A 21,727-nucleotide genomic window follows, 5' to 3' on the forward strand; every position below is an offset into this window, starting at 1 on the left:
TTCCATCGTCATCGTGCGGACACCGTCACGGGCACGTGCGGCCGGCCCCCAGGATGGCCATCCGCAGGTTCGCCGTCGACGTCGAATCGTCGGCCGTCGTCGTGTTGTTGGTGAAGGTGCAGCCGTAGTGCGCATCCGCCACGGTGGACGGCGTCACCACGTCGTCCCCGGCCGGCTTGGTGCCTTGCTTCACCCAGGCCACCAGGTCGGCGAAGCCCTTTTCCATCTCCGCGTTGGTGAAGTCGCAGTGCGTGGCGCCGCGGATGGCGCGCTGCACCACCTTGCCGCCGTTGCCGTTCGCCTCCAGCCGCTGCCGGTACACCTGTTCCATGCTGAACGGCACGAAGAGGTCGCCCAGCGTGTGCAGGGTGAGCACCGGCACCTGGGGCTGCCCGTTCACCTTCGGAATCCAGCGCAGGCCGTCACGGCGCAGGCGGTTGGCGTCGGCGGGCTCGGTGGCCTTGGGCGCGGTGCTGTTCAACTGCGCCGACAGTGTGTCGTTGCCATCCACCTTGTAGACGATCTGCGACGTGTCGCCCGTCGGCTGGGTGGTGAGCCCGGTGTTGACCGTGGTCGTGCCGAAGAGGCTGTAGGGGCCGCCGGCGAAGCTGCCGCCCGCCGAGAAGCCGATGTCCACCAGCGGCCGGTTTCCGCCGGTCAGATTCCGCAGCACCGAGAAGTACGCGGCGCCCGCGCTGCCGTTGGGCTGCACGTTGGTGCCCGGGAAATTGTTGAACAGCGTGCTGGTCACCTGCGTCTTGATCACGCTCCACTGGTTCAGAGGCACCGTGGGGCTGCCGCCCAGGAAGTGCGCCGCGGCCTGCAGGCCCACGAAGGTGTCGAAAAGCTTGGTGTCGCCCACCACGCCGCACATCGGCATCGAGCCGTCGTACCGCACCTTGTTGTTCACCGTCGCCAGCGTCTCGGCTTCCACTGCGGCGGCGGCCACGTGGCCGCCCATCGATTGGCCGATGATCCAGTTGCGCGTCGGCGCCGCCAGCGTGCGGCCGCGCGCTGCGGCGATGCTGATGAACTTCAGCGCCAGCTTGTTGGTGTCTTCAATGCCGGCCCGCACGTCGTACGAGTTCTTGCTGTAGCTGGAGGCCGCCCACGCGTAGCCGTGCTGGATCAGGTAGCGGCGGATGCTGCTGTTCACCGACGCTAGCGCCAGGCCTTCGCCGGCATAGCCGTGCGCGTACATCACCAGTTCGCCGTTCCAGGCGGCCGGCACCTCGATGCGGTAGCCCGCGCCGTCCAGCACGCCCGCCCAGCGCGAAGTCGTGGACATGTCCACCGTGTCGCCGCCCATCGCCGCCATCGCCGCGAACGTCGTCGCCGCCGCGTCCGTCCCGTTCAACGCATAGGCGAAGGTGTCGTGCGGCCGGCTTTCCTCGGGCGGCAGCGCGGCGCGCACGTCGGTGCCCGCCCCCGCGGCGGCATGCAGCTCGCTCAGGCCCTTGCCCGCCGCGGCCAGCGCGGCGGCGAGGTTGTCCAGCAGCTTGTCGTCCGCGTCGCCGACGGCGAATGGCTTGGTCATCGGATCGCCGGCCAGCAGCCCGCCGGACAGCCTGCCGACCTGCTCGTTGGCATAGGTGCGCGCATCCGCCAGCCTGGCGGTGATGGCTGCAGCCTTGGCCGCGTCGAAGCCTTCGTAAGCGGCCGCGGGCTCGCCGCCCACCGCGCGCGCCACGGCCAGGTCCGTGACGGGGGTGACGTTGATGCGGCCGGACGCCAGCGCGATGCTGTGCAGCACGGTGCCGCCCTTGGAAACCTGCACCAGGCAAGGCACGGCGGCAGGCGCCGCGACCTGGATGGTGAACGTGCCGTCGGTGTTGGTGGTGCCGGTGGCGGTGCCGCCGACGCACTTGACCGCTACCGAGGCGCTGCCCAGCGCCGCGCCCGTGGCGGCCAGTCCATTGATGGAAACACCACCCGCGCCCGCATCTCCTCCTCCTCCGCCACCGCAAGCCACCAGAACGGCGGCCACGACGCTGCCCAGGGCCAGAAGCCCTGCTTCCCTTACCTTCATCGTCTTGTCTCCTTGATGTCGCCGCATTCGGTGCTGCGGCGCGCGAGGAGTATGGAGGCACGCCATCCGGCGCGGACTCATGGCGTACCCTAGTCGCGCGCGAGACATGGGGCACGGACATCGAGCCCGCGCCCATGGACAACTAGACGCGGTTCAACGCCACGGCGTGGTGATCGACGTGATCGCCGATGAAGCTGGCGATGAAGTAGTAGCTGTGGTCGTAGCCGGGTTGCAGCCGCAATGTGCATGAGACACCGGCCGCATCACAGGCTTCCTTCAGCCGCTGCGGCTGCAACTGGCCTTCCAGGAATTCGTCGGCGGTGCCCTGGTCCACCAGCAGTTCGAGCCCGCCGGCCTTGCCCGCCTTCACCAACTCGCAGGCGTCCCACGCCTTCCACGATTCGCGGTCCGGCCCCACATAAGTAATGAGTGCCTTCTGGCCCCAGGGGACGGACGCCGGCGCCACGATCGGCGAGAACGCCGACACGCTGCGGTAGCGGCCCGGATGACGCATCGCCGTGACGAGAGCGCCGTGGCCGCCCATGGAGTGGCCGGAGATGCCGCGCACGCTCGTCGCCGGGAAATGCCTTTCGACCAGCGCCGGCAGTTCGCGGCTGACGTAGTCCTGCATGCGGAAGTGCGTTGACCAAGGCGCCTGCGTGGCATCGACGTAGAAACCGGCGCCCTGCCCCAGGTCGTACGCGGGATCGTCCGCCACGCCTTCTCCGCGCGGGCTGGTATCCGGCGCGACGACGATCAGCTCGTGCCGCGCGGCGTGCTCCTGCACCATGCCCTTGGTGATGAAGTTCTGCTCGGTGCACGTCAGGCCCGACAGCCAGTACAGCACCGGCCGCTTCTCGCCCAGCAGCGCCGCCGGCGGCAGGTAGATGCCGAACTTCATGCGGCAGCCCAGCGCGTCCGAGGCATGCGCCCAGACTTCCTGGCGGCCGCCGAAGCTGGCGTGCTGTTCGACTTTTTCCATCACGCCGCCACGTGGTGCACGACGGAGCGGATCGACTTGCCTTCGTGCATCAGGTCGAAGGCTTCGTTGATGCCCGCCAGCGGCATGGTGTGGGTCACGAAAGGCGCCAGCTGGATGCGGCCCGCCATCGCGTCGTCCACCATGCCGGGCAGCTGGCTGCGGCCTTTCACGCCGCCGAACGCGGTGCCCAGCCAGCGGCGGCCCGTCACCAGCTGGAACGGCCGGGTGGAAATCTCCTGCCCGGAACCGGCCACGCCGATGATCACCGACTGGCCCCAGCCGCGATGCGCGCATTCCAGCGCCGCGCGCATCACCTGCACGTTGCCGATGCATTCGAACGAGTGGTCTACGCCCCAGCCGGTCATCTCCACGATCACCTGCTGGATCGGCTTCTCGTGGTCTTTCGGGTTCACCAGGTCCGTCGCGCCGAAAGTTTTCGCGAGTTCGAACTTGGAAGGGTTGGTGTCGATGCCGATGATGCGGCCCGCGCCGGCCAGCTTCGCGCCCTGGATCACCGCCAGCCCGATGCCGCCCAGGCCGAACACCGCCACGCTGTCGCCCGGCTGCACCTTCGCGGTGTTCTTCACCGCGCCCAGGCCGGTGGTCACCCCGCAGCCGAGCAGGCACACCTGCTCGGGGTTGGCATCGGGGCTGATCTTGGCCAGCGACACCTCGGCCACCACGGTGTACTCGCTGAACGTCGAACAGCCCATGTAGTGGTACAGCGGCTTGCCCTGGTACGAGAAGCGCGAGGTGCCGTCCGGCATCACGCCCTTGCCCTGCGTCGCGCGCACGGCGACGCACAGGTTGGTCTTGCCCGACTGGCAGAACAGGCACTGGCCGCACTCGGCCGTGTACAGCGGGATGACGTGGTCACCCGGCTTGACGCTGGTGACGCCTTCGCCCACCTCGACCACGATGCCGGCACCTTCATGGCCCAGCACGACGGGAAACAGGCCTTCCGGGTCTTCGCCCGACAGCGTGAACGCATCCGTGTGACACACGCCGGTGTGCGAGATGCGCACGAGCACCTCGCCCTTCCTCGGCGGTTCGACGTCGATCTCGACGACTTCGAGCGGCTGGCCCGGCCCGAAGGCGACGGCGGCGCGGGATTTCATGCGGACTCCTTTGGAGAAGGAGCCGCGACTGTACGCGGGTGGATAGAGAAATGCAGGAATGCGGACACCCTTACGCAGAGGACGCAGAGGAAGCGCAGAGGTCGCAGAGAGGAAAACCTTTGAGTAATTCTTCTCCGCGTCCTCTGCGCGTCCTCTGCGCACTCTGCGTAAGGGAGTTCTCGGCCCCTAGGCCACCTGAGCTTGAGCCCCGCGCATGCGCAGCGCGAAGAGCTTGTTCTCCAGCCGCTGCAGCCCCGCGGCCCAGGAGCGCGGGCCGGCTTCGCTCGGTTCGACGACGGCGCTGGCGGTGAGGTGGACCTCGGCTTCGCCGACGGGCACGCGCCGGCAGGCGGCTTCCAGCCGCTCCACCACTTCGGTGCCGGAGCCCAGCAGCATGGCCAGGCAGCGGCCGCGGCCCCAGGGCATGAGCAGTTCGTCGTCGGTCAGCACTTCCTGCAGCGTGGCGGTCATCGCCCTCTGCACGGCCATCAGGTCGCGCGGGCGGCCTTCGCGGTCCAGCTCTTCCCACTGGTCGACTTCCACCAGCGCCAGCCAGCCGCGCGACGGCATGGCGGTGCCGCCCGCTTCGCCGTGGCTGGCGAGCGCGAAGGCGCCGGCATCCAGCAGCGCGGCGCGCCCGCGCTCGACGTGAGCCAGCGACTTCACCAGCGTCTGCACCAGCCGGCCGACCTCGTCGCGGCCGCCACCGGTGGGCGCGAACAGGCGGCCTTCGCTCATGAAGACATGCAGGCCGTCGGCCGCGTCGCGCAGCGGGCGGAACATCCGCCACAGCACGCCGATGACAATGCCGGTGGCCACCAGCGTGAACACCAGCGCGGCCAGGAACACGCCCCAGGGCGACAGCCACTCGGGCCGCAGCACGATGACGGCGATCAGGCCGAGCAAGGGGATGTGCGTGGCCACGAAAGCGATGAGGCAGCTCTTGACGGCGACCGAGCGGTACCAGGGCGGGACTTCTTGCATGGCTGGCATGCTATCCCGCGAGGGCGCCTGCGCGACAGTGCTGTCGGTCCGCAGCAACGCGCTGCGGCCGGGCTGAACCCGCGGCGCGCGCGCCAGTCCAACGATGTGCCGCGCGCTGGGAATGCGCGGCAAGGAGATGAGCCATGAAAACATGGAAGCACTGGCAGGACCCGGTGATGGGGTTGCTGGGGGTCTGGCTGATCATCGCCCCCTGGGCGCTCGGCCTGACGCAGCCGCGAATGGCGATGGCCACGCTGGTGGTCGCCGGCGTGCTGCTCATAGCCGCGTCGGTGGGCGAACTGGTGCTGCCGGCCGCCTGGGAAGAGTGGTTCGGCGCGGCCGTCGGCATCCTGCTGATGGCATCGCCCTGGATCCTGGGCTTCGCGGGCGTGCAGCTGGCGGTGCAGGTGGCGCTGTGCACCGGCCTCGCCGCCCTCGTCCTCACCCTCTGGGTGCTGGCGATCGACAAGGACTACGGCGCGTGGTGGAACCGGCTGGTCGGCTGAGCGCGCGACGCCAGCGCGCGGGCGGCAACGCCTGCCCGCACTGCTGGCAGTAGTTCGCCTCGGGCCCGTGGCCCGCGGCGCCGCATCCGGCGCACGTGCGCGGCGCCGCGGGTGGGTGCGCATGCCTGCGCACCGTCATCTCCGCCGAACGCCGAGCCGATGCCCGCGCCGAACAGGACCGTCGAGGACAGGAAGTGCAGCCACCGGGTCGTGAGGCAGTCCATGTCAGCGCCGCCGCGGCTCCAGGCCCCACAGCAGCGCGATCGCCGCCATGATCGGCAGGTTCTTGCTGATCGGTCCGTAGGGGTGCAGCCACTGTTCGGGCAGGAAAACGGTGATCAGCAAGGTGTAGCCGGCGACGAGTGCCAGCTGTGCGGGCCATATCCACCAGCGCCACCGGACGGGTGCCGTGAGCGTGAGCAAGCCCAGCACCAGGTCGAGCAGCGCGGCGCCGTAGAGCGCGACCTTCGCCGTGGCGCCGTGCAGCCCCACGCGCGCCAGCAGCGCGTAGCTGTCGTGCACCGGGTAGAGGCCGAACGACACCGCGGCCGTCCACAGCCAGAGGAAAGCCAGCGCGAGGCGCAACGCAGGCGCCGCCCAGTCGAGCACCGCGTGGGCGCGCATGGCTTCGCCTTCGCCGCGATCGAGGAAGCGCTCGGACGCACGCGGCGAGCGGCCGAGCAACAGCGTGAAGCGTTCCGGCGATGCGGCGTTGCCGCGCAGCAGCATGCCGGCCGTCTCTTCGTCCAGCGAGCTGCCGGGAATGCGTCCCGCGACTCGCGCTGCGGCCAGGAACAATCCCGAAGGCATCGGGCCCTGGAAGGCGGGCGCACCCAAGCCCAGCTGCACACGCAACTCATCCAGGTACTCGCGCAGCGCGACGGGGCGCGGTCCCACGAAAGCGATGGTCTCGACAGTCGGCGGCGGGTCGGCCAGCAGCCCGAGCACGCCGGCCACCACGTCATCCAGGTGCACCGGCTGCACCGGCATGCGGCCGCCGCCGGGGAGCAGCAGCACCGGCGCCGTGGCCAGACCCATGAAGAGCGCACTGCTGGCGCCTTGCGGCGCGAACACCAGCGAAGGCTGCACGACGGCGCCCCGCAACGGCAGGCCGCGCAGCACTTCGTCGGCGGCGCGCTTGCTCCGGTGGTAGCGGCTCTGCGCCTGCGCATCCGCGCCAAGAGCAGAGATCTGGATCACGCAGCGCACGCCCGCCTGCGCGCAAGCGAGGAACAGCTCGGCCGGCGCCAGGTGATGCAGCGACTCGAACGTCTGGCCCGGGCCTTCGCGCAGGATGCCCACGGCGTTGACCACCGCGTCCACTTCGGACAGGTGCGGCAGCCACCAGTCCGCCGAAGGCACCTGCGAAAAGTCCGTGCGCACGGCGATGCAGCGCGCGGCCGGCGGCATGCGCGAGGGATCGCGCACCGGGCAGACGAGTTCGTGCCCTTGCGCCAGCAAGGCGCGGGCGATGGCGCCGCCGATGAATCCGGTGGAACCGGTGAGGAGGATGCGCATGGCATGCCGATCATCCGGCAAAGCGAGGCGGTAACGGCTTGCAATGCCGGGCCACGCGCGGGGGTGCGTGTACCTGGACTGGTTCGCATGAACCACCTTGCACGCAGCGCCGGCAAAGCCGTGGCGGCAGGAGATGGATTTCCCACGCTCCTCTTCGTCATTCCCGCATCCGCAGGGACGACGCCTCATCGGGGGCGGTCGCGGTGACGCTGACCTCGCCGCTCTTCCCGCTCCGCCGCATCCTTCGCCGAACTCTGCACGGCCACGGGATCGCTCGCAGGAAACGTGTACTCGACCCCCACGTCCAGCACTTCGTCATAACTGGGATGCGGCCCCAGCGGCGCCTGCTCGTTGCGCTCGGGCGCCGCGTTGCGGACGAATTTGCGGTGTCGGTCGCTGGGCTCAGGCTTCATGGGTGGTCTCCGTTCACCCCGACAGCGGCAAACCGCGTGCCGCGCTCAGGTGGCGCCGCGCCCCTGCTGGCTGATGTAGTAGATGGCCTTGCGCGCGCGCTGCACCTCGCCCAGCGGGCGGTGCTCCGCCAGGCCGCGCCACGGGTCGATGACGCCGCCTTCCACTTCGCGCGCCAGCGCCACGCCCGATTCGCAATGGGGGTCCTGCCGCGGCAACATCAACCGCGCCACCGTCGTGTACGGCGTGGGCCAATTCACCGAAGCGTCCTCGATGGGCGTGAGCTTCTCGTTGGCGAAGTACTGCAGCTGCATGTCCCAGTGCAATGGGTGCTTCCTCAGCCGTTCGCAGAAATCACCGCCCCAATCCGACCGCGCGCCCAGGTGCGACGGCCCATTGGTGTCCGCCGGTACCAGCCGCACGCGCACGGCGTACGGCCCGTTGGCCATCGGCAGCGTGCTGTACAGCTTCTCGGTGGCGAAGCCGCTGAAGGGCCGCGCCACCGTCTTCAGCATGCCGGCCAGCCGCTTGGGCGCGCCCAGCACGCCATAACGGCGCAGCACGTGCCTGAACAGCGCGCCGTTGCCCTGCGAAGCCGCGTTGACGAACTCGACGAACTCTTCCGCGCGCGGGAAAGCGAAGGCTTCCTGGTTGATCAGGGTGAAGTCCTGGGTCGTCGCTTCGCCTCCCAGCGCGGAAAGCCCCTGCACGCCCATCACGCGGATGGCGAAGCCGCGGATGTCGGGCACGCGGTCGGGCGCGTTGTCCAGGCCGCCGTTGGACAAGCGCACCACCACTTCGTAGTCGCGCGGCTCCGCGAAGAGGCCGTACTTGGCATAGGGCGCCAGGCCATCCAGCACTTCCAGCGAACCATGGGCGACGACCAGCTGCTTGCGGTGCAGCGTGCGGCCTGCGCCCCAGCGTTTGGCGCGGCCTTCCTGGATCTGCCGGAACAGCTCGCCGTAGCGCGCGAAGCGCTGCTCCTCGTCGGGTTCCACTTTCTCGGCCCAGCGCGTGCTGGGCCCGGGCATGCTGGGCATGTCGCCCTCCTTCCTGCGCGCGGGGTCAGCCGCGCGCTTCGGCCTCCTGCAGCGTGCGCCACATCACCTTGCCGCTGCCGCTCTTGGGCAGCGCATCGGCGAACTGCACGATGCGCGGCACCTTGTAGACCGCCATGTTGTCCCTGCACCAATCGATGATCTGCTGCTCCGTCACCTGGCCCTTGTGCGAGGCGCGCAGCACCACGACCGCCTTCACCGTCTCGCCGCGGTACGCGTCCTTGGCCGAGATGACGCAAGCTTCGGCGATGGCGGGGTGGCGGAACATCAGGGCTTCCACCTCCGCCGGCCACACCTTGAAGCCGCTGGCGTTGATCATGCGCTTGAGCCGGTCGGTGATGAAGAAGTAGCCTTCCTCGTCGGTGCGGCCCAGGTCGCCGGTGCGGAAGAAAGGCTTGCCTTCGAATTCGATGAAGGCGGCTTGCGTCGCCTCGGGCCGCTTCCAGTAGCCGTTGAACACCATGGGCCCGTTCACGATGATCTCGCCCTGCTCGCCGGTGGCCACTTCCTTCAGCGTTTCCGGATCGACGATGCGCGCGTCGCAGCTCATGAACGGCACACCCAGGCACTGCTGCTTGGGCGCGTCGGTGGGGTTGCTGTGCGAAGGCGCCGCCGTCTCCGTGAGGCCGTAGCCTTCCACGTAGCGCAGGTTGAACTGCTCGAACAGGCGCTGCGCCACCGCTTGCGGCATGGCCGCGCCGCCGCCGCCGATGTGCACCAGGCTGGACAGGTCGTACTGCTCGAAGTTGGGGCTGGCCATCAGGTCGATGACCATGGTCGGGATGTTGGTCCAGGTGGTGACCTTCCAGCGGGAGATCAGCCGGCCCGCCAGTTCGCGGTCCCAGCGCGGCATCAGCACGATGGTGGCGCCCATGTAGACGGACGAGTGCATCACGCTCACCATGCCGGTGATGTGGAACATGGGCACCACCAGCAGCACCACGCTTTCGGACGTGCCGTTGCCCCAGGCCATGCTGGCCACCGCGTTGTGCATCAGGCTGCGGTGCGGGTGCATGCAGCCCTTGGGCAGGCCGGTGGTGCCGCTGGTGTAGGGCAGCACGGCCAGGTCTTCGGGGCCCACTTCGGAAGGCGGCACCGGCAGCGAGTTGTCCAGCGCCTCGGTCCACGCCATCACCTGCCCGCTTTCCAGTGCGGGCAACGGGTGGCGCGTGAACAGCCAGTCGTGCCACGCGGGCGGCGGCGCCGTGGGGCCCTGCGCGGCGGGATCGAAAGCGTCGGCGTACTGCGTGACGATGAGCTGCGCCAGGCGCTGCTCCGCGGGCAGTTGCGCGTCGGCCTTGGCGATCTCGGCCGCCACGTCGCCGGTGCAGATGGCGACCTTGGCGTCGGGGTCGGTGATGTAGTGCTTGAGCTCTTCGGCCCGGTTCATCGGGTTGACCGGCACCACCACCGCGTTGGCGCGCAGGATGGCGAAGTGGGCAATGATGAGCTGCGGGCAGTTCTGCATGTCCAGCATCACCCGGTCGCCCTTGCGCACGCCCATGGCGTGCAACCGCGCGGCCAGCCGCTCGGCCATGGCCACCACCTGCGGGTAGGTGAGCGTGCGGTCGAAGAACACCAGCGCGGGCTTGCCCGGCCAGCGGCGCGCGGAAATGGCGAGGTTGTCGAACAACGACGTCTGCGGCGGCGTCATCCAGTGCGGCAGGCGCCTGGGCCAGACCCGGTGCTGCGGGCGGTCGGGAACGGGAACTTGCGTGAACGGCATGAGGCGAAGCCTATGCCAACGCCGGCTCATCGGAGCATCGGGGAAGCACGGAGCGGGTCGCGCGAGTGACGGGCAGGGCCTCCCGCAAGCAACCCGCGCGTCACCGCGGCCTGAATTCGTAGGTGCAATCGCCGCCAGCGCCCGTGAATGGCACCGACTTGTCGTTGGTGTTGAACTTCATCTGCAGGACCGTGCCGCGGCAACCGGGCCAGCTGGGACCCGCTTCGCCCATGGTCACGTCCGATTTGCACGTGCCGCGCGAAAAGTTGTTCACGTTGGCGACGATCTTGCCGCCCTCCTCTTTGAACGCGACTTCCGAGCGCCCGGTGAACCGGCGCGTGTTGTCGATGCAGATCCAATCCACCTTGAAGCCTTCCGGCGCCAGCAGGGCGGCCTTGACGTCTTGCGCGATGGCCGGGGCGGCGAAGGCCAGGGCGAGCAGGGAAAGGGCGGGGAGGTGGCGAGAGACTTTCAAATTGGACTCCGGGGATTCGCAAGAGACAAAGGGAAGGCGTTGCGACGGCGCCAGGGCAAGCCTAGCGAAAGCCGCATGAGCTCAGCCACAGGGGAAGCACCGAGCGCCTGCCTGGGTGAGCACCCCATGCCGGCACCTATGATCGACCGCCGATCGTTCCCTCACCGAAGAAACCACCATGAGACGCCTGTTCCGCCGTTCGATCCTGCTGCTGGCCGCGGTCGCCGCCTTCCACGCCCATGCGGCCTTCCCCGAGAAACCCATTCGCGTGGTCATCGGCTTCCCGGCCGGCGGGCCGCTGGACCAGCACGCGCGGTTGCTGGCGGACCGGCTGCAGGCCGTGCTGGGCCAGCCGATCATCATCGATTACAAGAGCGGCGCCGGCGGCACCGTGGGCGCGCAGGAAGTGATGAAGTCACCGGCCGACGGCTACACGCTGATGCTGGCCAACACCGGCGTGATGGTGATCAACCCGGCCCTGTACTCGAAGCTGCCCTACCAGACCACGCGCGACTTCACGCCCATCGCCCGCACCGCCATGCAGCCGCTGGCGCTGCTGGTGAACCCCAAGCTGCCGGTGAACTCGCTGAAGGATTTCGTCGCGTACACGAAGGCCCGTCCCGGCCAGGTGAACTACGGCAGCGCCGGCAACGGCGGCATCAGCCACCTGGCGCCGGAGATGTTCAAGAGCGCCACGGGCCTGTTCATGGTGCACATCCCCTACCGCGGCAGCGCGCCCGCGTTCACCGACCTGATGGGCGGCCAGGTGCAGTTCATGGCCGAGTCGATTCCGCAGGCGGCGGCGTATCACAAGCAGGGGAAGGTGAAGGCGCTGGCGGTCACCAGCCGCGAGAGGAATCCGGCGCTGCCGGAGGTGCCGACGGTGATCGAGAGTGGGGTGAAGGACTTCGAGGTTGTCGGCTTCTACGGCTTCCTGGCACCTGCGGGGTTGCCGGCCGACGTGAAGAACAAGTTGAGTGATGCGTTCAAGCAGGTGCTGTCGAATCCGGAGGTGCGGTCACGGATGGTGTCGCAGGGGGCGGATCCGGCGTTTCTCGGCGCGGATGATTTCGCGAGGTACCTGAATGCGGAGATGCCGCGGTGGGCGGAGGCGGTGAAGAAGTCGGGGGCGAAGATGGATTGACAGTGCCGAGCTTCATTGCTCGCCATTGAAACGGGGGTGCGGGCGCAAGGGAATACCGACGCGCCCCGCCATCCGGCCTTAAGCGCTCGCCCGAAGAAAGCAGATGTGGAAAAGGGGACTCAGCGCCACTGGGAAGCGATAGTGGCACCCCTGTAGTCCACTTCGTCGACGTCCTGCGATGGTTCCGGTGCCCATGCCACCAGAGTTGCAATGCCGGATGGCGTGACGGACAGTTCGTTGCCGATCGCGGGACAGCGGAATCGGCGGTGAATGCCGCCACAGCCCGCGACTGCTCGAAACCGGCGGCGGGACGTTTGTGTCTGCGACTCACTGTCATGACGTTCGCGTGGCTCGCTCGCTATCCATCGTGAAATAGACGAGCCCGCCGGCATTCAGGATCGTGAGACCCACCTCGTATCCGGGGGATGTCCTGAAGCAGAACGTCTTGCGATCGCTCGCGAACTCCTGGGTCGCGAGCGGTGCACCGTACCTGTCAAGGCATTCCTGCGCAGTAAGCGATCGGTCCATGTGCATTCCGAGTCGCGCGGATGCCCGCCGCAGATCTTCATCCGAGGCGTCCCGCATGTCGATGGCGATCGACACGGTCCGGAACGGGCTTGAATACGGACGAAGGACGTGGCTGAAGCCGTGCACATGGCCAAGCCAATGACTGCCCAGGTATTCGAAGTTCCACACGCGGTAAACCGGCTTTCCCGGCAGGAGATGGGGGAGCCGAAGCTTCGAGAACGCTTTCTGATCGATCGGCTTCATGACGCACGATGTCGAAGTTGATCCGTGAGCGGGTGCCGCTTCGCGGGCGCTGTCAGAACGCGCCTCGAACGTACCCAGTGACGCTCTCCACGCGGAGCCACCTGCCATCCAGGCGGAACATCGCCTCGCCGGAGAACTCGAGGCCGACGCCGTGCGCGGTCTTCGACACCTTCAGGTCTCCCACAACGCCCGTTCCCCAGCGCGACAGTTCGACAGATTGAAGATCGATCGACTGGAGCCGGACTTGGCACGTGTTGGCTTCCACAGGCCACCGGGGAGAGGGCTTCGCGGGAAAGGCGGGCAGGTCAATCACCAGCTCGGCCATCGGTCCGTCACGCCGGAATCCGATCGAATGCAAGACGACGCCGCTCAAGTCGGGCGCAGCAGGGTAGTAGGCCTGCAGGGCTTTTGGGTTTTCAAGCAGCGCGAACCAGTCCATGGCGTCTTGTGCAACTCACGTGAAGGCGTCCATGCCTCCCCCTCCGGCATCCAGGTGCGACTATACGGAGCATGGATTCCGGCACCAGCAAATCCTGCCGGATGCGCGCGGCTTAAGTTCGCAGGCACACTGACGGCCTCCCGCCGATCACAAGCCATGCCCAAGAAGCTTCTCACCACCCTCGCCCTCGCCGCCCTCACCCTCTCCTCCCACGCCTTCGACCTCCAAGGCCATCGGGGCACCCGCGGCAACATGCCCGAGAACACCCTCCCCGCCTTCGAGCGCGCGCTGCGCATCGGGGTGACCACGCTGGAGATGGACGCGGCGATCACGTCGGATGGGGTGGTGATCATTTCGCACGACCCGGTGCTAAATCCCGAACTGGCGCGCGGGCCGGATGGGCAGTGGCTCACCAAGCCGGTCGTCATCAGGCAACTGACCTACGAGCAGTCGCAGCAGTACGACGTCGGGCGCCTCAAGCCGGAGAGCAAGTACGGCAAGCCCTTCGCCGCCACGCAGCAATCCATCGACGGCACGCGCATGCCCAAGCTCACCGAGGTGTTCGACCTGGTCAAGCGCCTGGGCGCGGACAAGGTGCAGTTCGACATCGAAACCAAGATCGACCTGGACAACCCGGCCAACACGCTGGAACCCGAGCCTTTCGTGCAGGCGCTGCTGAAGGTGATTCGCGATGCGGGGATGGAAGACCGCGTGATGATCCAGAGCTTCGACTGGCGCACGCTGCAGGTGCTGAAGACGCTGGCACCGAAGATGCGCACGGTCTATCTCACGTGGCAGTCACAGCGCGGCACCAACAGCTTCGACTCGCCCGTGTTCAGCGCCGGGTTCACCCGGGCCCAGCATGGCAGCGTGCCGGGCATGGTGAAGGCGGCGGGCGGCACCATCTGGTCGCCCAACTTCCAGGCGCTGACGGCCGACACCGTGAAGCAGGGCCAGGCGATGGGGCTGCAGGTGATTCCGTGGACCGTGAACGAGGAAGCCGACGTGGCCCGCCTCATCGAATGGGGCGTCGACGGGATCATCTCGGACTACCCGGACCGCGTGCGCAACGTGATGCAGAAGAAGGGCATGCCGCTGCCGGAGGCGGTGAAGTAGTCTGGCCGCTCATCCGTGCTGATCGGCAAGGACGAGCCACTGCGGCGCCGGAATGGTCCACACTGGGCGGGCACCACAAAGGAGCGCGCACCATGCAAGACACGGACGTTCTCGACAACATCTCCAGCCTGGTCGAAGAAGAGAAGCGCCTGCGGGCGCAAGGCACGAACAGCGAGGACTCGCAGAAGCGGCTTCGGCACGTGCAGGAGCAGCTGGACCAGTGCTGGGATCTGCTGCGGCAGCGCAGGGCGAAGGCGGAGTTTGGGGAGGATCCGGACGCCGCGCAGGTCAGGGATCCGGGGACGGTGGAGAACTACGAGGGGTAAATCGCGCGGGGATAGCCCTCACCCCGGCCCTCTCCCCAGGGGGAGAGGGAGGAAAGGCAAGTCAGGTGACGTGCTGGCGGAACCAGTCGGGCATGGGGACGGACTTTTGGGCGGGGAAGTCCACCCACACCGTGGTCGCGCCGCCGCTGGCGTAGATGACGCCGGGGTCGTCCAGGCGCTCGATGGTCGCCCAGCTTTCGAACGAGGTGCGGCCCGGGTCGCTGGCGTACATCTTCACGCGGATGTCGCCGGGGAATTCCAGCTGTTTGTGGAAGGTGCAGAAGGCGTTGATGATCAGCGGTCCCTGCCCCAGCGGGTTGGGCGCGCAGCCGATGGCGGTGAGCCAGTCGATGCGCGCCATCTCCAGGTAGCGGAAGTACAGCGTGTTGTTCACGTGGCCCATGGCGTCCATGTCGCCCCAGCGGATGCCGGTGGTCATTTCGTGGACGAGCTTCTTGTTTTCAGGCAGTTCGAGTTTCATCGGTGCGCTCGGATGGAGGCCAGGATGCCCAGCGTGAACAGCACGCAGGCGGCCCATTGGGCTGGGGTGGGCCATTGCCCGTCCCAGGCGAAAGAATAGACCAGCGCGAACAGCGTCTCGCTGACGATCAGCTGGCCGCACAGGCTGGCCGACAGGCGCCGGCTGGCGACGTTCCACAGGATGGTGGCCAGCCACGCGCTGCCGAAGCCGGTGGCGACGGCCAACGTAGCGAACAAGGGCAGTTGAGGCTGCGCGGCCAGTTCACGCGCGGGCGAGCCCGCCACCAGCCACAGCACCAGCGCGCCCAACCCCGTGGCCACGCCCAGCCAGTTGGCCCACTCGGTGGCGTTCACGTCGCGGTGCTTCTTCATCCACGCGGCATTGAGGATGGCGAAGGCGGTCCAGCATGCCAGCGCCAGCAACACCAGCACGATGCCGCGCCAGTAGTTCGGCGATCCGGCGGCGGTGGTGCCCGCGTGCGGCGAAGCCATCATCAGGCCGAGCCCCGCCGCGGTGAGCAACAGGCCTGGCACCAGCGATCGCCACAGCAGGTGCTCGGGCTTGCCCAGCAGCATCACCCAGATGGGGATCGTCCCGATGATGAGCGTGGGCACTTCGGTGCCCGCATCGCGGATGGCCAGCACCAGCAGCAGGTAGTAGCCGGTGAAGCCGAGCACGCTCATGCCGATGGCGGCCAGCGCCTGCGAACCCGTTGGCACGCGGCGCGGACCGCGCGCGGCCCACAGCAGCATCAGCACCGACACCGCGCCGTAAGAGAGGAAGCGGCCCGCGGTGAGGTCGACGGACGAGAAGCCCGTGACCATGCGCGGCGCCACGAACACCAGGCCCCACAGCGCGCCGGCCACCAACCCGGCGGCCACGCCGCCGGCCATGCCCCCGCGCGTCAAATGCCGAAGCCGTCGTCGGCGCCGATGATGGAGCCGTTGACGAAGTGGCTTTCGCTGCTGGCCAGCAGCACGATCAGCGCGTCCAGGTCCTCGGGCTTGCCCACGCGCTTGCGCGGCAGCATCTGGATGAGCTTCTGGCCCTGCTCGGTGGACCAGTGGTGGTGGTTGATCTCGGTGTCGATGTAGCCGGGGCAGATGGCGTTGACGTTGATCTCGAAGCGGCCCCACTCCAGCGCCATGGCGCGCGTCATGTGGATGACCGCCGCCTTGCTCATGGCGTACACGCCGATCTGCGGCAGCGCGCGAATGCCAGCCATCGAAGCCACGTTGATGATGCGCCCGCCGGTGAAGGTGCCCGGCGCCGAGCCGCGGGCGCGCGCCAGCATGCGCTTGCCCACTTCCTGCGCGACGAAGAAGGCGCCGCGGGTGTTGGTGTCGAAGACGTAGTCGTAGTCTTCCTCGGTCACGTCCTGGATGCGCTGGGTGGTGCTGACGCCCGAGTTGTTCACCAGGATGTCGATGGAGCCCACTTCGGTCTCCGCGTGCGCCACGGCCGCCTTGATGCTGCCCACGTCGGTGACGTCCATGCCCACCACGTGCGCGTCGCCGCCCTCGCCTTCGATCTGGGCCCGCAGGTCCTTCAGCTTCTCGATGCGGCGCGCGGCCAGCACGACGGCGGCGCCGGCGCGCGACAGCGTGCGCGCGAACTGGGCGCCGAGGCCGCTGGATGCGCCGGTCACGAAAGCGACGCGGCCCGAAAGGTCGATGCTGTAGCTCACCTGAGTCTCCTGCCTAAAAGCTGCGTGAGTCGCCGGAAGGCCATCTGCCGCGCAACGCGGCCACTAGAATCCTTGCGCCCCTGGACGCCGCCGCGGTGGCGGCGCCGGAAGCGGCAGTTTATCCAGCCCATGACGCCAGAAGAGATCCTCGCCCAGTACGGTCCCCGCGAAGCCATGGAGTACGACGTGGTCGTCGTCGGCGGCGGGCCCGCAGGCCTTTCCACCGCCATCCGGCTGAAGCAGCTGGCGGCGGAAAAAGGCAACGAAGTGTCCGTGGTCGTGCTCGAGAAAGGCAGCGAGCCGGGCGCGCACATCCTCTCGGGCGCCGTGATGGACCCGCGCGCGCTGGGCGAACTCATCCCCGACTGGAAGGCCAAGGGCGCGCCGCTCAACCAGCCGGTGACCGAAGACGCGATGATCTTCCTGTCGGAACACGGCGGCGTGCGCGTGCCCAACTTCGCGCTGCCCTGGATCTTCCGGAACCACGGCAACTACATCGTCAGCCTGGCCAACGTCACGCGCTGGCTGGCACAGCAGGCCGAAGCGCTGGGCGTGGAGATCTTCCCGGGCTTCCCGGCCGCCGAGGTGCTCTACAACGACGACGGTTCGGTCAAGGGCGTGGCCACGGCCAACATGGGCGTCGGCAAGGACGGCCAGCCCACCGAAAACTTCCAGCTGGGCATGGAGCTGCATGCCAGGTACACGATCTTCGCCGAAGGCTGCCGCGGCCACCTGGGCAAGCAGCTCATCGCGCGCTTCAAGCTCGACGAGGGACGCGATCCGCAGGCTTACGGCATCGGCATCAAGGAGCTGTGGGAAGTCGAGCCCTCGCGCCACCAGCCGGGCCTGGTGGTGCACACCGCGGGCTGGCCGCTGCCGAACGACACGTACGGCGGCGCGTTCCTGTACCACATGGAAAACAACCAGGTGGCGCTGGGCTACGTGGTGGGCCTGGACTACGCCAACCCCTACCTCAGCCCGTTCGAGGAGCTGCAGCGCTGGAAGACGCACCCGCGCATCCGCTGGTACTTGGAAGGCGCCAAGCGCCTGGGCTACGGCGCGCGCGCCATCACCGCGGGCGGGCTGCTGTCGCTGCCCAGGCAGGTGTTCCCGGGCGGCGCGCTGGTGGGCGACGACGCGGGCTACCTGAACGCCGCGCGCATCAAGGGCAGCCACGCCGCCATCAAGACCGGCATGCTGGCCGCCGAAGCCGCTTTCGCCGCGCTGGGCGAAGGCCGCTCGCATGACGAACTGAAGGCGTACCCGGAAGCCTTCGAGAAAAGCTGGCTGCACGAAGAGCTCAACCGCACGCGCAACTTCAAGGCCTGGTTCAAGAAGGGCCTGTGGACGGCCACCATCGCCAACGGCATCGAGCACAAGCTGCTGGGCGGCCACGTGCCGTGGACCCTGCACCGCGACAAGCCCGACTACGCGTGCCTGAAGCCGGCCGCGCAGTTCAAGCCCATCGTGTACCCGAAGCCGGATGGCAAGCTCACGTTCGACCGGCTGTCGTCGGTGTTCATCTCCAACACCAACCACGAAGAGAACCAGCCGGCGCACCTGACGCTGAAGGATCCCACGGTGCCGGTGAACATCAACCTGCACAAGTACGCGGGGCCGGAAGCGCGCTATTGCCCGGCGGGCGTGTACGAGTTCGTGAAGGACGAAGGCACCGGCAACGAGCGCCTTCAGATCAACGCGCAGAACTGCGTGCACTGCAAGACCTGCGACATCAAGGACCCCACGCAGAACATCGTGTGGGTGGTGCCGGAAGGCGGCGGCGGGCCGAACTACACGAACATGTAGGAAGCGCGGGGGTACGTGTTACCCCCGTAGCGAAAACCCGCACCGCGCCCCATCCTTGCGCCTTCCGCAAAAAGGCATCGCAAGGAGACACGGCGTGAAACTAAATCGATTGTTTGCAGCTCTGGCCATGGGACTGGCCGTGAGCGGCGCGGCGCTGGCGCAGACCACCATGCGCATCAGCATTTCCACGGCGCAGAACTCGCACCAGGGCGTCGCCATCGACACCTTCGCGAAGGAAGTCGAGAAGCGCACCGGCGGCCGCTACAAGGTACAGACCTTCTACAACGGTGCACTGGGCGGCGAGCGTGAGTCCATCGAGGCCGTGCAGCTGGGCACGCAGGAACTGACCTTCTCCTCCACCGGCCCGATCCCCAATTTCGTGCCCGAGACCAAGGTGCTGGACGTGCCCTTCCTGTTCCGCGACAAGGCGCACGCCCGCGCGGTGCTGGACGGCCCCATCGGCCAGGACATGCTGACCAAGTTCGACGCCAAGGGCTTCAAGGCGCTGGCGTGGGCGGAAAACGGCTTCCGCCACATGACCAACAGCAAGCGCGACGTGAAGGCGCCCGAGGACCTCAAGGGCCTGAAGATGCGCACGATGGAAAACCCCGTGCACATCGCCGCCTACAAGGGCTTCGGCATCATCACCACGCCGATGGCCTTCCCGGAAGTGTTCACCGCCCTGCAGCAGGGCACGGTGGACGGCCAGGAGAACCCGCTGTCGGTCATCATCTCCGCCAAGTTCGACCAGGTGCAGAAGCACCTGACGCTGACCGGCCACGTGTACTCGCCCTGCATCTTCCTGATGAACAAGGCGGCGTTCGACAAGCTCAGCGCGGCCGACAAGCAGGCTTTCATCGAAGCGGCCAAGGAAGGCACCAAGGCCAACCGCGCGCGCGTGGACGAGGACGACGCCAAGGGCGTGGCCGACCTGCGCGCCAAGGGCATGACCGTGATCGACAACGTGGACAAGGCGAAGTTCGTGCAGGCGCTGGCCCCGGTCAACGCCGAGTTCGAGAAGCAGTTCGGCAAGGCCACGCTGGACAAGATCCGCGCCGTCAAGTGACGCGGCGGGCCGGGCGCAAGCCCGGCCCTTCCTTCTCCCGAAGCCCGCCGCCAGAGCGGGCCTCTCCCGACCGAGCGAGGGCCTCCCTTGAAAGACCAGTTCCTGCGCCTTGAACGCGCAACCACCGGCTTCGCCATGGCCGGTGCCTGCCTGATGCTGGTGGCGGCCAGTGTGCTGGGCATGTACCAGATCGTCACGCGCTTCATCCTCGAAACGCCGGCCGAATGGACCGAGATCCTGATCCGCCTGTCGCTGATCTGGATGGTGTTCCTGGGCATTCCCACCGCGTTCCGCCAGGGCGCGATGGTCAGCGTGGACGTGCTCTATCGCTGGTCGCCGCCGAAATTCCGGCGCGTGCTCGACGCCGTGGTCAGCCTGGCCGCGCTGGCGCTGGTGCTGGTCATCCTGTGGTGGGGCTGGGACTACTCGGTGCGCGGCAAGGTGCAGTCGATGGCGGGCCTGGAATCGATCTCGATGTTCTGGGGCTACGTGGCCATGCCCGTGGGGGCGCTCTTCTCGATCTTCGGCATCGCCGGCAACTACCTGGACCCGCAGCGCCTGGAACTGGAGACCGCGCAATGACCGCCGCCATGCTCACCACGATGGTGCTGTGCTTCGCGCTCAGCGTCTCGGTCGCCGTCTCCATCGGCCTGGCTTCGGTCCTGGGCATCCAGGCGGCCAACGCCAACATGCTCATCTCCGCCAAGGAGATGTTCGCGTCGATCAACAAATTCCCGCTGGCGGCCATCCCGTTCTTCATCCTGGCGGGCAACCTGATGGAGACGGGCGGCATCTCGCGTCGCCTGGTGGAATTCGCCAAGAGCATCGTCGGCGGCGTGCAGGGCGGCCTGCCCATGACCTGCGTGCTGACCTGCATGATCTTCGCGGCGGTGTCGGGCTCGTCGGTGGCCACCACCTTCGCCATCGGCGCCATCCTGATCCCGGCGCTGATCAAGCACGGCTATCCCACCAACTACGCGGCGGCGCTGCAGGCCACCAGCGCGGAACTGGGCGTGATCATCCCGCCGTCCATCCCGATGATCCTTTACGGCGTCAGCGCCGAAGTGTCCATCGGCGAGCTGTTCATCGCGGGCTTCGGCCCGGGCCTGCTGATCGGCGGCGCGCTGATGCTGTTCGTCTGGGTCTACTGCAAGTGGAAGGGCTGGGGCAAGCATGACGGCGAAGGCCGCCTGCCCTTCGGCCGCGCGCTGCTGCAGGCGGGCTGGGCACTGATGATGCCGGTGATCATCCTGGGCGGCATCTACGGCGGCATCTTCACGCCGACGGAAGCTTCCGCCGTGGCGGTGTTCTACGCGCTGGTGGTCGGCATGCTGATCTACCGCGAGATCGGCGTGCAGGACCTGTACGCCATCCTGCGCAAGTCGGTCATCTCGTCGGCGGTGATCATGTTCATCATCGCCAACGCCGGCCTGTTCGCCTTCCTGATCACGCGCGCCGGCGTGCCCGACGCCATCGGCCGCTGGCTGGAATCGGTGCTGCAGAGCCCGGCGATGTTCCTGCTGGGCGTCAACGCCGCGCTGTTCGTCATCGGCATGTTCATCGAGACCAGCGCTTCCATCATCGTGCTGGCGCCCATCCTGGCGCCGGTGGCCCAGCACTTCGGCATCGACCCGGTGCACTTCGGGCTGATCATGGTGGTGAACCTGGCGCTGGGCATGATCACGCCGCCCTTCGGCGTGAACCTGTTCGCCGCCTGCACCGTGGCGCGCATCTCGCTGGACCGCATCGTCACCCAGCTGGTGCCGTTCGTGCTGGTGGTGCTGGCGTGCCTGATGGTGATCACGTACGTGCCGGGGCTGTCGCTGGGCTTGCGGGACCTGGTGTACGCGAAGTGAGGCGGCCCGCGCATACAATGCGCGGGTTGTCAGGAGAGAGCTCTCCCGAGGAGCCGCCGAAGGCGCAGGCGCACAGCCGAACGCTCAGGCAAAAGGACTGACGGCCACCCGGTTCGCCGGGTGATGCCTGGCTGGAGAGAGGCGCCGCACGGCGCCCACCGAAGGAGCAAACCCCGGCGACGGCGGTGAATCTCTCAGGTAAAGCGGACAGCCGGGGCGCCCATGGTG

22 protein-coding genes and 2 riboswitches are annotated in these 21,727 nt (G+C 67.8%); of the genes, 8 read left to right on the top strand and 14 right to left on the bottom strand.

Annotation, left to right across the window (positions count from 1 at the left end; genetic code table 11):
• Positions 1-25 precede the first annotated feature (25 nt).
• From EZ216_RS17945 to EZ216_RS17960, 4 genes are all read right to left on the bottom strand, one after another.
• On the bottom strand, positions 26-2,029 hold the full coding sequence (locus tag EZ216_RS17945) for a hypothetical protein (protein ID WP_135251164.1): 2,004 nt from the start codon (positions 2,027-2,029) through the stop codon (positions 26-28).
• A 142-nt stretch (positions 2,030-2,171) separates the two neighbouring features.
• Positions 2,172-3,011, bottom strand: coding sequence for an S-formylglutathione hydrolase (gene fghA, locus EZ216_RS17950; RefSeq protein WP_135251165.1), 840 nt, complete (start codon positions 3,009-3,011; stop codon positions 2,172-2,174).
• Positions 3,011-4,129 (bottom strand): S-(hydroxymethyl)glutathione dehydrogenase/class III alcohol dehydrogenase, encoded by a 1,119-nt coding sequence (locus EZ216_RS17955; RefSeq protein ID WP_135251166.1) that lies wholly within the window; start codon positions 4,127-4,129, stop codon positions 3,011-3,013. Before EZ216_RS17955 ends, fghA begins: the two co-directional genes overlap by 1 nt.
• Before the next feature lie 186 nt (positions 4,130-4,315).
• Positions 4,316-5,113, bottom strand: a complete 798-nt coding sequence (locus EZ216_RS17960; protein ID WP_135251167.1) for a hypothetical protein — start codon at positions 5,111-5,113, stop codon at positions 4,316-4,318.
• A gap of 143 nt (positions 5,114-5,256) precedes the next feature.
• On the opposite strand from EZ216_RS17960, the gene EZ216_RS17965 reads away from it, so the two are divergent.
• Positions 5,257-5,619, top strand: coding sequence for an SPW repeat domain-containing protein (locus EZ216_RS17965; RefSeq protein WP_135251168.1), 363 nt, complete (start codon positions 5,257-5,259; stop codon positions 5,617-5,619).
• 225 nt (positions 5,620-5,844) lie between these two features.
• Here EZ216_RS17965 and EZ216_RS17975 read toward each other — a convergent pair whose 3' ends face one another.
• The 5 genes from EZ216_RS17975 to EZ216_RS17995 form a co-directional block, all read right to left on the bottom strand.
• Positions 5,845-7,137, bottom strand: coding sequence for an SDR family oxidoreductase (locus EZ216_RS17975; RefSeq protein ID WP_135251169.1), 1,293 nt, complete (start codon positions 7,135-7,137; stop codon positions 5,845-5,847).
• A 185-nt stretch (positions 7,138-7,322) separates the two neighbouring features.
• Positions 7,323-7,550: a hypothetical protein gene (locus tag EZ216_RS17980; protein WP_135251170.1), complete on the bottom strand. Its 228-nt coding sequence runs from the start codon at positions 7,548-7,550 to the stop codon at positions 7,323-7,325.
• Positions 7,551-7,595: 45 nt separating this feature from the next.
• The gene (locus tag EZ216_RS17985; protein WP_135251171.1) at positions 7,596-8,588 is read right to left on the bottom strand and encodes a catalase family protein; all 993 of its coding nucleotides are present in this window, start codon (positions 8,586-8,588) and stop codon (positions 7,596-7,598) included.
• A 25-nt stretch (positions 8,589-8,613) separates the two neighbouring features.
• Complete coding sequence (locus EZ216_RS17990) at positions 8,614-10,332, bottom strand: long-chain fatty acid--CoA ligase (protein WP_135251172.1); 1,719 nt, start codon at positions 10,330-10,332, stop codon at positions 8,614-8,616.
• A 100-nt stretch (positions 10,333-10,432) separates the two neighbouring features.
• Positions 10,433-10,807 (bottom strand): hypothetical protein, encoded by a 375-nt coding sequence (locus tag EZ216_RS17995; RefSeq protein WP_135251173.1) that lies wholly within the window; start codon positions 10,805-10,807, stop codon positions 10,433-10,435.
• A gap of 178 nt (positions 10,808-10,985) precedes the next feature.
• On the opposite strand from EZ216_RS17995, the gene EZ216_RS18000 reads away from it, so the two are divergent.
• The gene (locus EZ216_RS18000) at positions 10,986-11,951 is read left to right on the top strand and encodes a Bug family tripartite tricarboxylate transporter substrate binding protein (protein ID WP_135251174.1); all 966 of its coding nucleotides are present in this window, start codon (positions 10,986-10,988) and stop codon (positions 11,949-11,951) included.
• 333 nt (positions 11,952-12,284) lie between these two features.
• Here the strand turns inward: EZ216_RS18000 and EZ216_RS18005 are convergent, their stop codons facing one another.
• Positions 12,285-12,722, bottom strand: a complete 438-nt coding sequence (locus EZ216_RS18005; RefSeq protein ID WP_135251175.1) for a hypothetical protein — start codon at positions 12,720-12,722, stop codon at positions 12,285-12,287.
• A 52-nt stretch (positions 12,723-12,774) separates the two neighbouring features.
• Positions 12,775-13,161 (bottom strand): Imm50 family immunity protein, encoded by a 387-nt coding sequence (locus EZ216_RS18010; protein ID WP_135251176.1) that lies wholly within the window; start codon positions 13,159-13,161, stop codon positions 12,775-12,777.
• A gap of 156 nt (positions 13,162-13,317) precedes the next feature.
• Here EZ216_RS18010 and EZ216_RS18015 point away from each other — a divergent pair, with 156 nt between their 5' ends.
• Both EZ216_RS18015 and EZ216_RS18020 read left to right on the top strand, forming a co-directional pair.
• Positions 13,318-14,277: a glycerophosphodiester phosphodiesterase gene (locus EZ216_RS18015; RefSeq protein ID WP_135251177.1), complete on the top strand. Its 960-nt coding sequence runs from the start codon at positions 13,318-13,320 to the stop codon at positions 14,275-14,277.
• A gap of 92 nt (positions 14,278-14,369) precedes the next feature.
• On the top strand, positions 14,370-14,603 hold the full coding sequence (locus EZ216_RS18020) for a DUF2630 family protein (RefSeq protein WP_135251178.1): 234 nt from the start codon (positions 14,370-14,372) through the stop codon (positions 14,601-14,603).
• A 61-nt stretch (positions 14,604-14,664) separates the two neighbouring features.
• Here the strand turns inward: EZ216_RS18020 and EZ216_RS18025 are convergent, their stop codons facing one another.
• Genes EZ216_RS18025 through EZ216_RS18035 form a run of 3 tightly spaced genes read right to left on the bottom strand, consistent with a single transcriptional unit; the run spans position 14,665 to position 16,771 of the window.
• Positions 14,665-15,084 (bottom strand): acyl-CoA thioesterase, encoded by a 420-nt coding sequence (locus EZ216_RS18025; protein ID WP_135251179.1) that lies wholly within the window; start codon positions 15,082-15,084, stop codon positions 14,665-14,667.
• Positions 15,081-15,977, bottom strand: a complete 897-nt coding sequence (locus EZ216_RS18030) for a DMT family transporter (RefSeq protein ID WP_135251180.1) — start codon at positions 15,975-15,977, stop codon at positions 15,081-15,083. The genes EZ216_RS18025 and EZ216_RS18030 overlap by 4 nt, the downstream gene beginning before the upstream one ends.
• An 11-nt stretch (positions 15,978-15,988) precedes the next feature.
• The gene (locus tag EZ216_RS18035; protein WP_135251181.1) at positions 15,989-16,771 is read right to left on the bottom strand and encodes an SDR family oxidoreductase; all 783 of its coding nucleotides are present in this window, start codon (positions 16,769-16,771) and stop codon (positions 15,989-15,991) included.
• A gap of 129 nt (positions 16,772-16,900) precedes the next feature.
• Between EZ216_RS18035 and EZ216_RS18040 the strand changes: the two genes are divergently transcribed.
• From EZ216_RS18040 to EZ216_RS18055, 4 genes are all read left to right on the top strand, one after another.
• Positions 16,901-18,577, top strand: coding sequence for an electron transfer flavoprotein-ubiquinone oxidoreductase (locus EZ216_RS18040; protein ID WP_135251182.1), 1,677 nt, complete (start codon positions 16,901-16,903; stop codon positions 18,575-18,577).
• A 127-nt stretch (positions 18,578-18,704) separates the two neighbouring features.
• Entirely contained in the window at positions 18,705-19,643 is a 939-nt protein-coding gene (locus EZ216_RS18045; protein WP_439126747.1) for a TRAP transporter substrate-binding protein, read from the top strand.
• A gap of 87 nt (positions 19,644-19,730) precedes the next feature.
• Positions 19,731-20,225, top strand: a complete 495-nt coding sequence (locus EZ216_RS18050; protein WP_135251184.1) for a TRAP transporter small permease — start codon at positions 19,731-19,733, stop codon at positions 20,223-20,225.
• The gene (locus EZ216_RS18055) at positions 20,222-21,499 is read left to right on the top strand and encodes a TRAP transporter large permease (RefSeq protein ID WP_135251185.1); all 1,278 of its coding nucleotides are present in this window, start codon (positions 20,222-20,224) and stop codon (positions 21,497-21,499) included. The genes EZ216_RS18050 and EZ216_RS18055 overlap by 4 nt, the downstream gene beginning before the upstream one ends.
• 20 nt (positions 21,500-21,519) lie before the next feature.
• Positions 21,520-21,609, top strand: a riboswitch (glycine riboswitch).
• An 11-nt stretch (positions 21,610-21,620) separates the two neighbouring features.
• Positions 21,621-21,720, top strand: a riboswitch (glycine riboswitch).
• The last annotated feature ends 7 nt before the right edge of the window (positions 21,721-21,727 follow it).

The sequence above is a fragment of the Ramlibacter humi genome (assembly GCF_004681975.1).
GTDB classification, from domain to species: Bacteria; Pseudomonadota; Gammaproteobacteria; order Burkholderiales; family Burkholderiaceae_C; genus Ramlibacter; species Ramlibacter humi.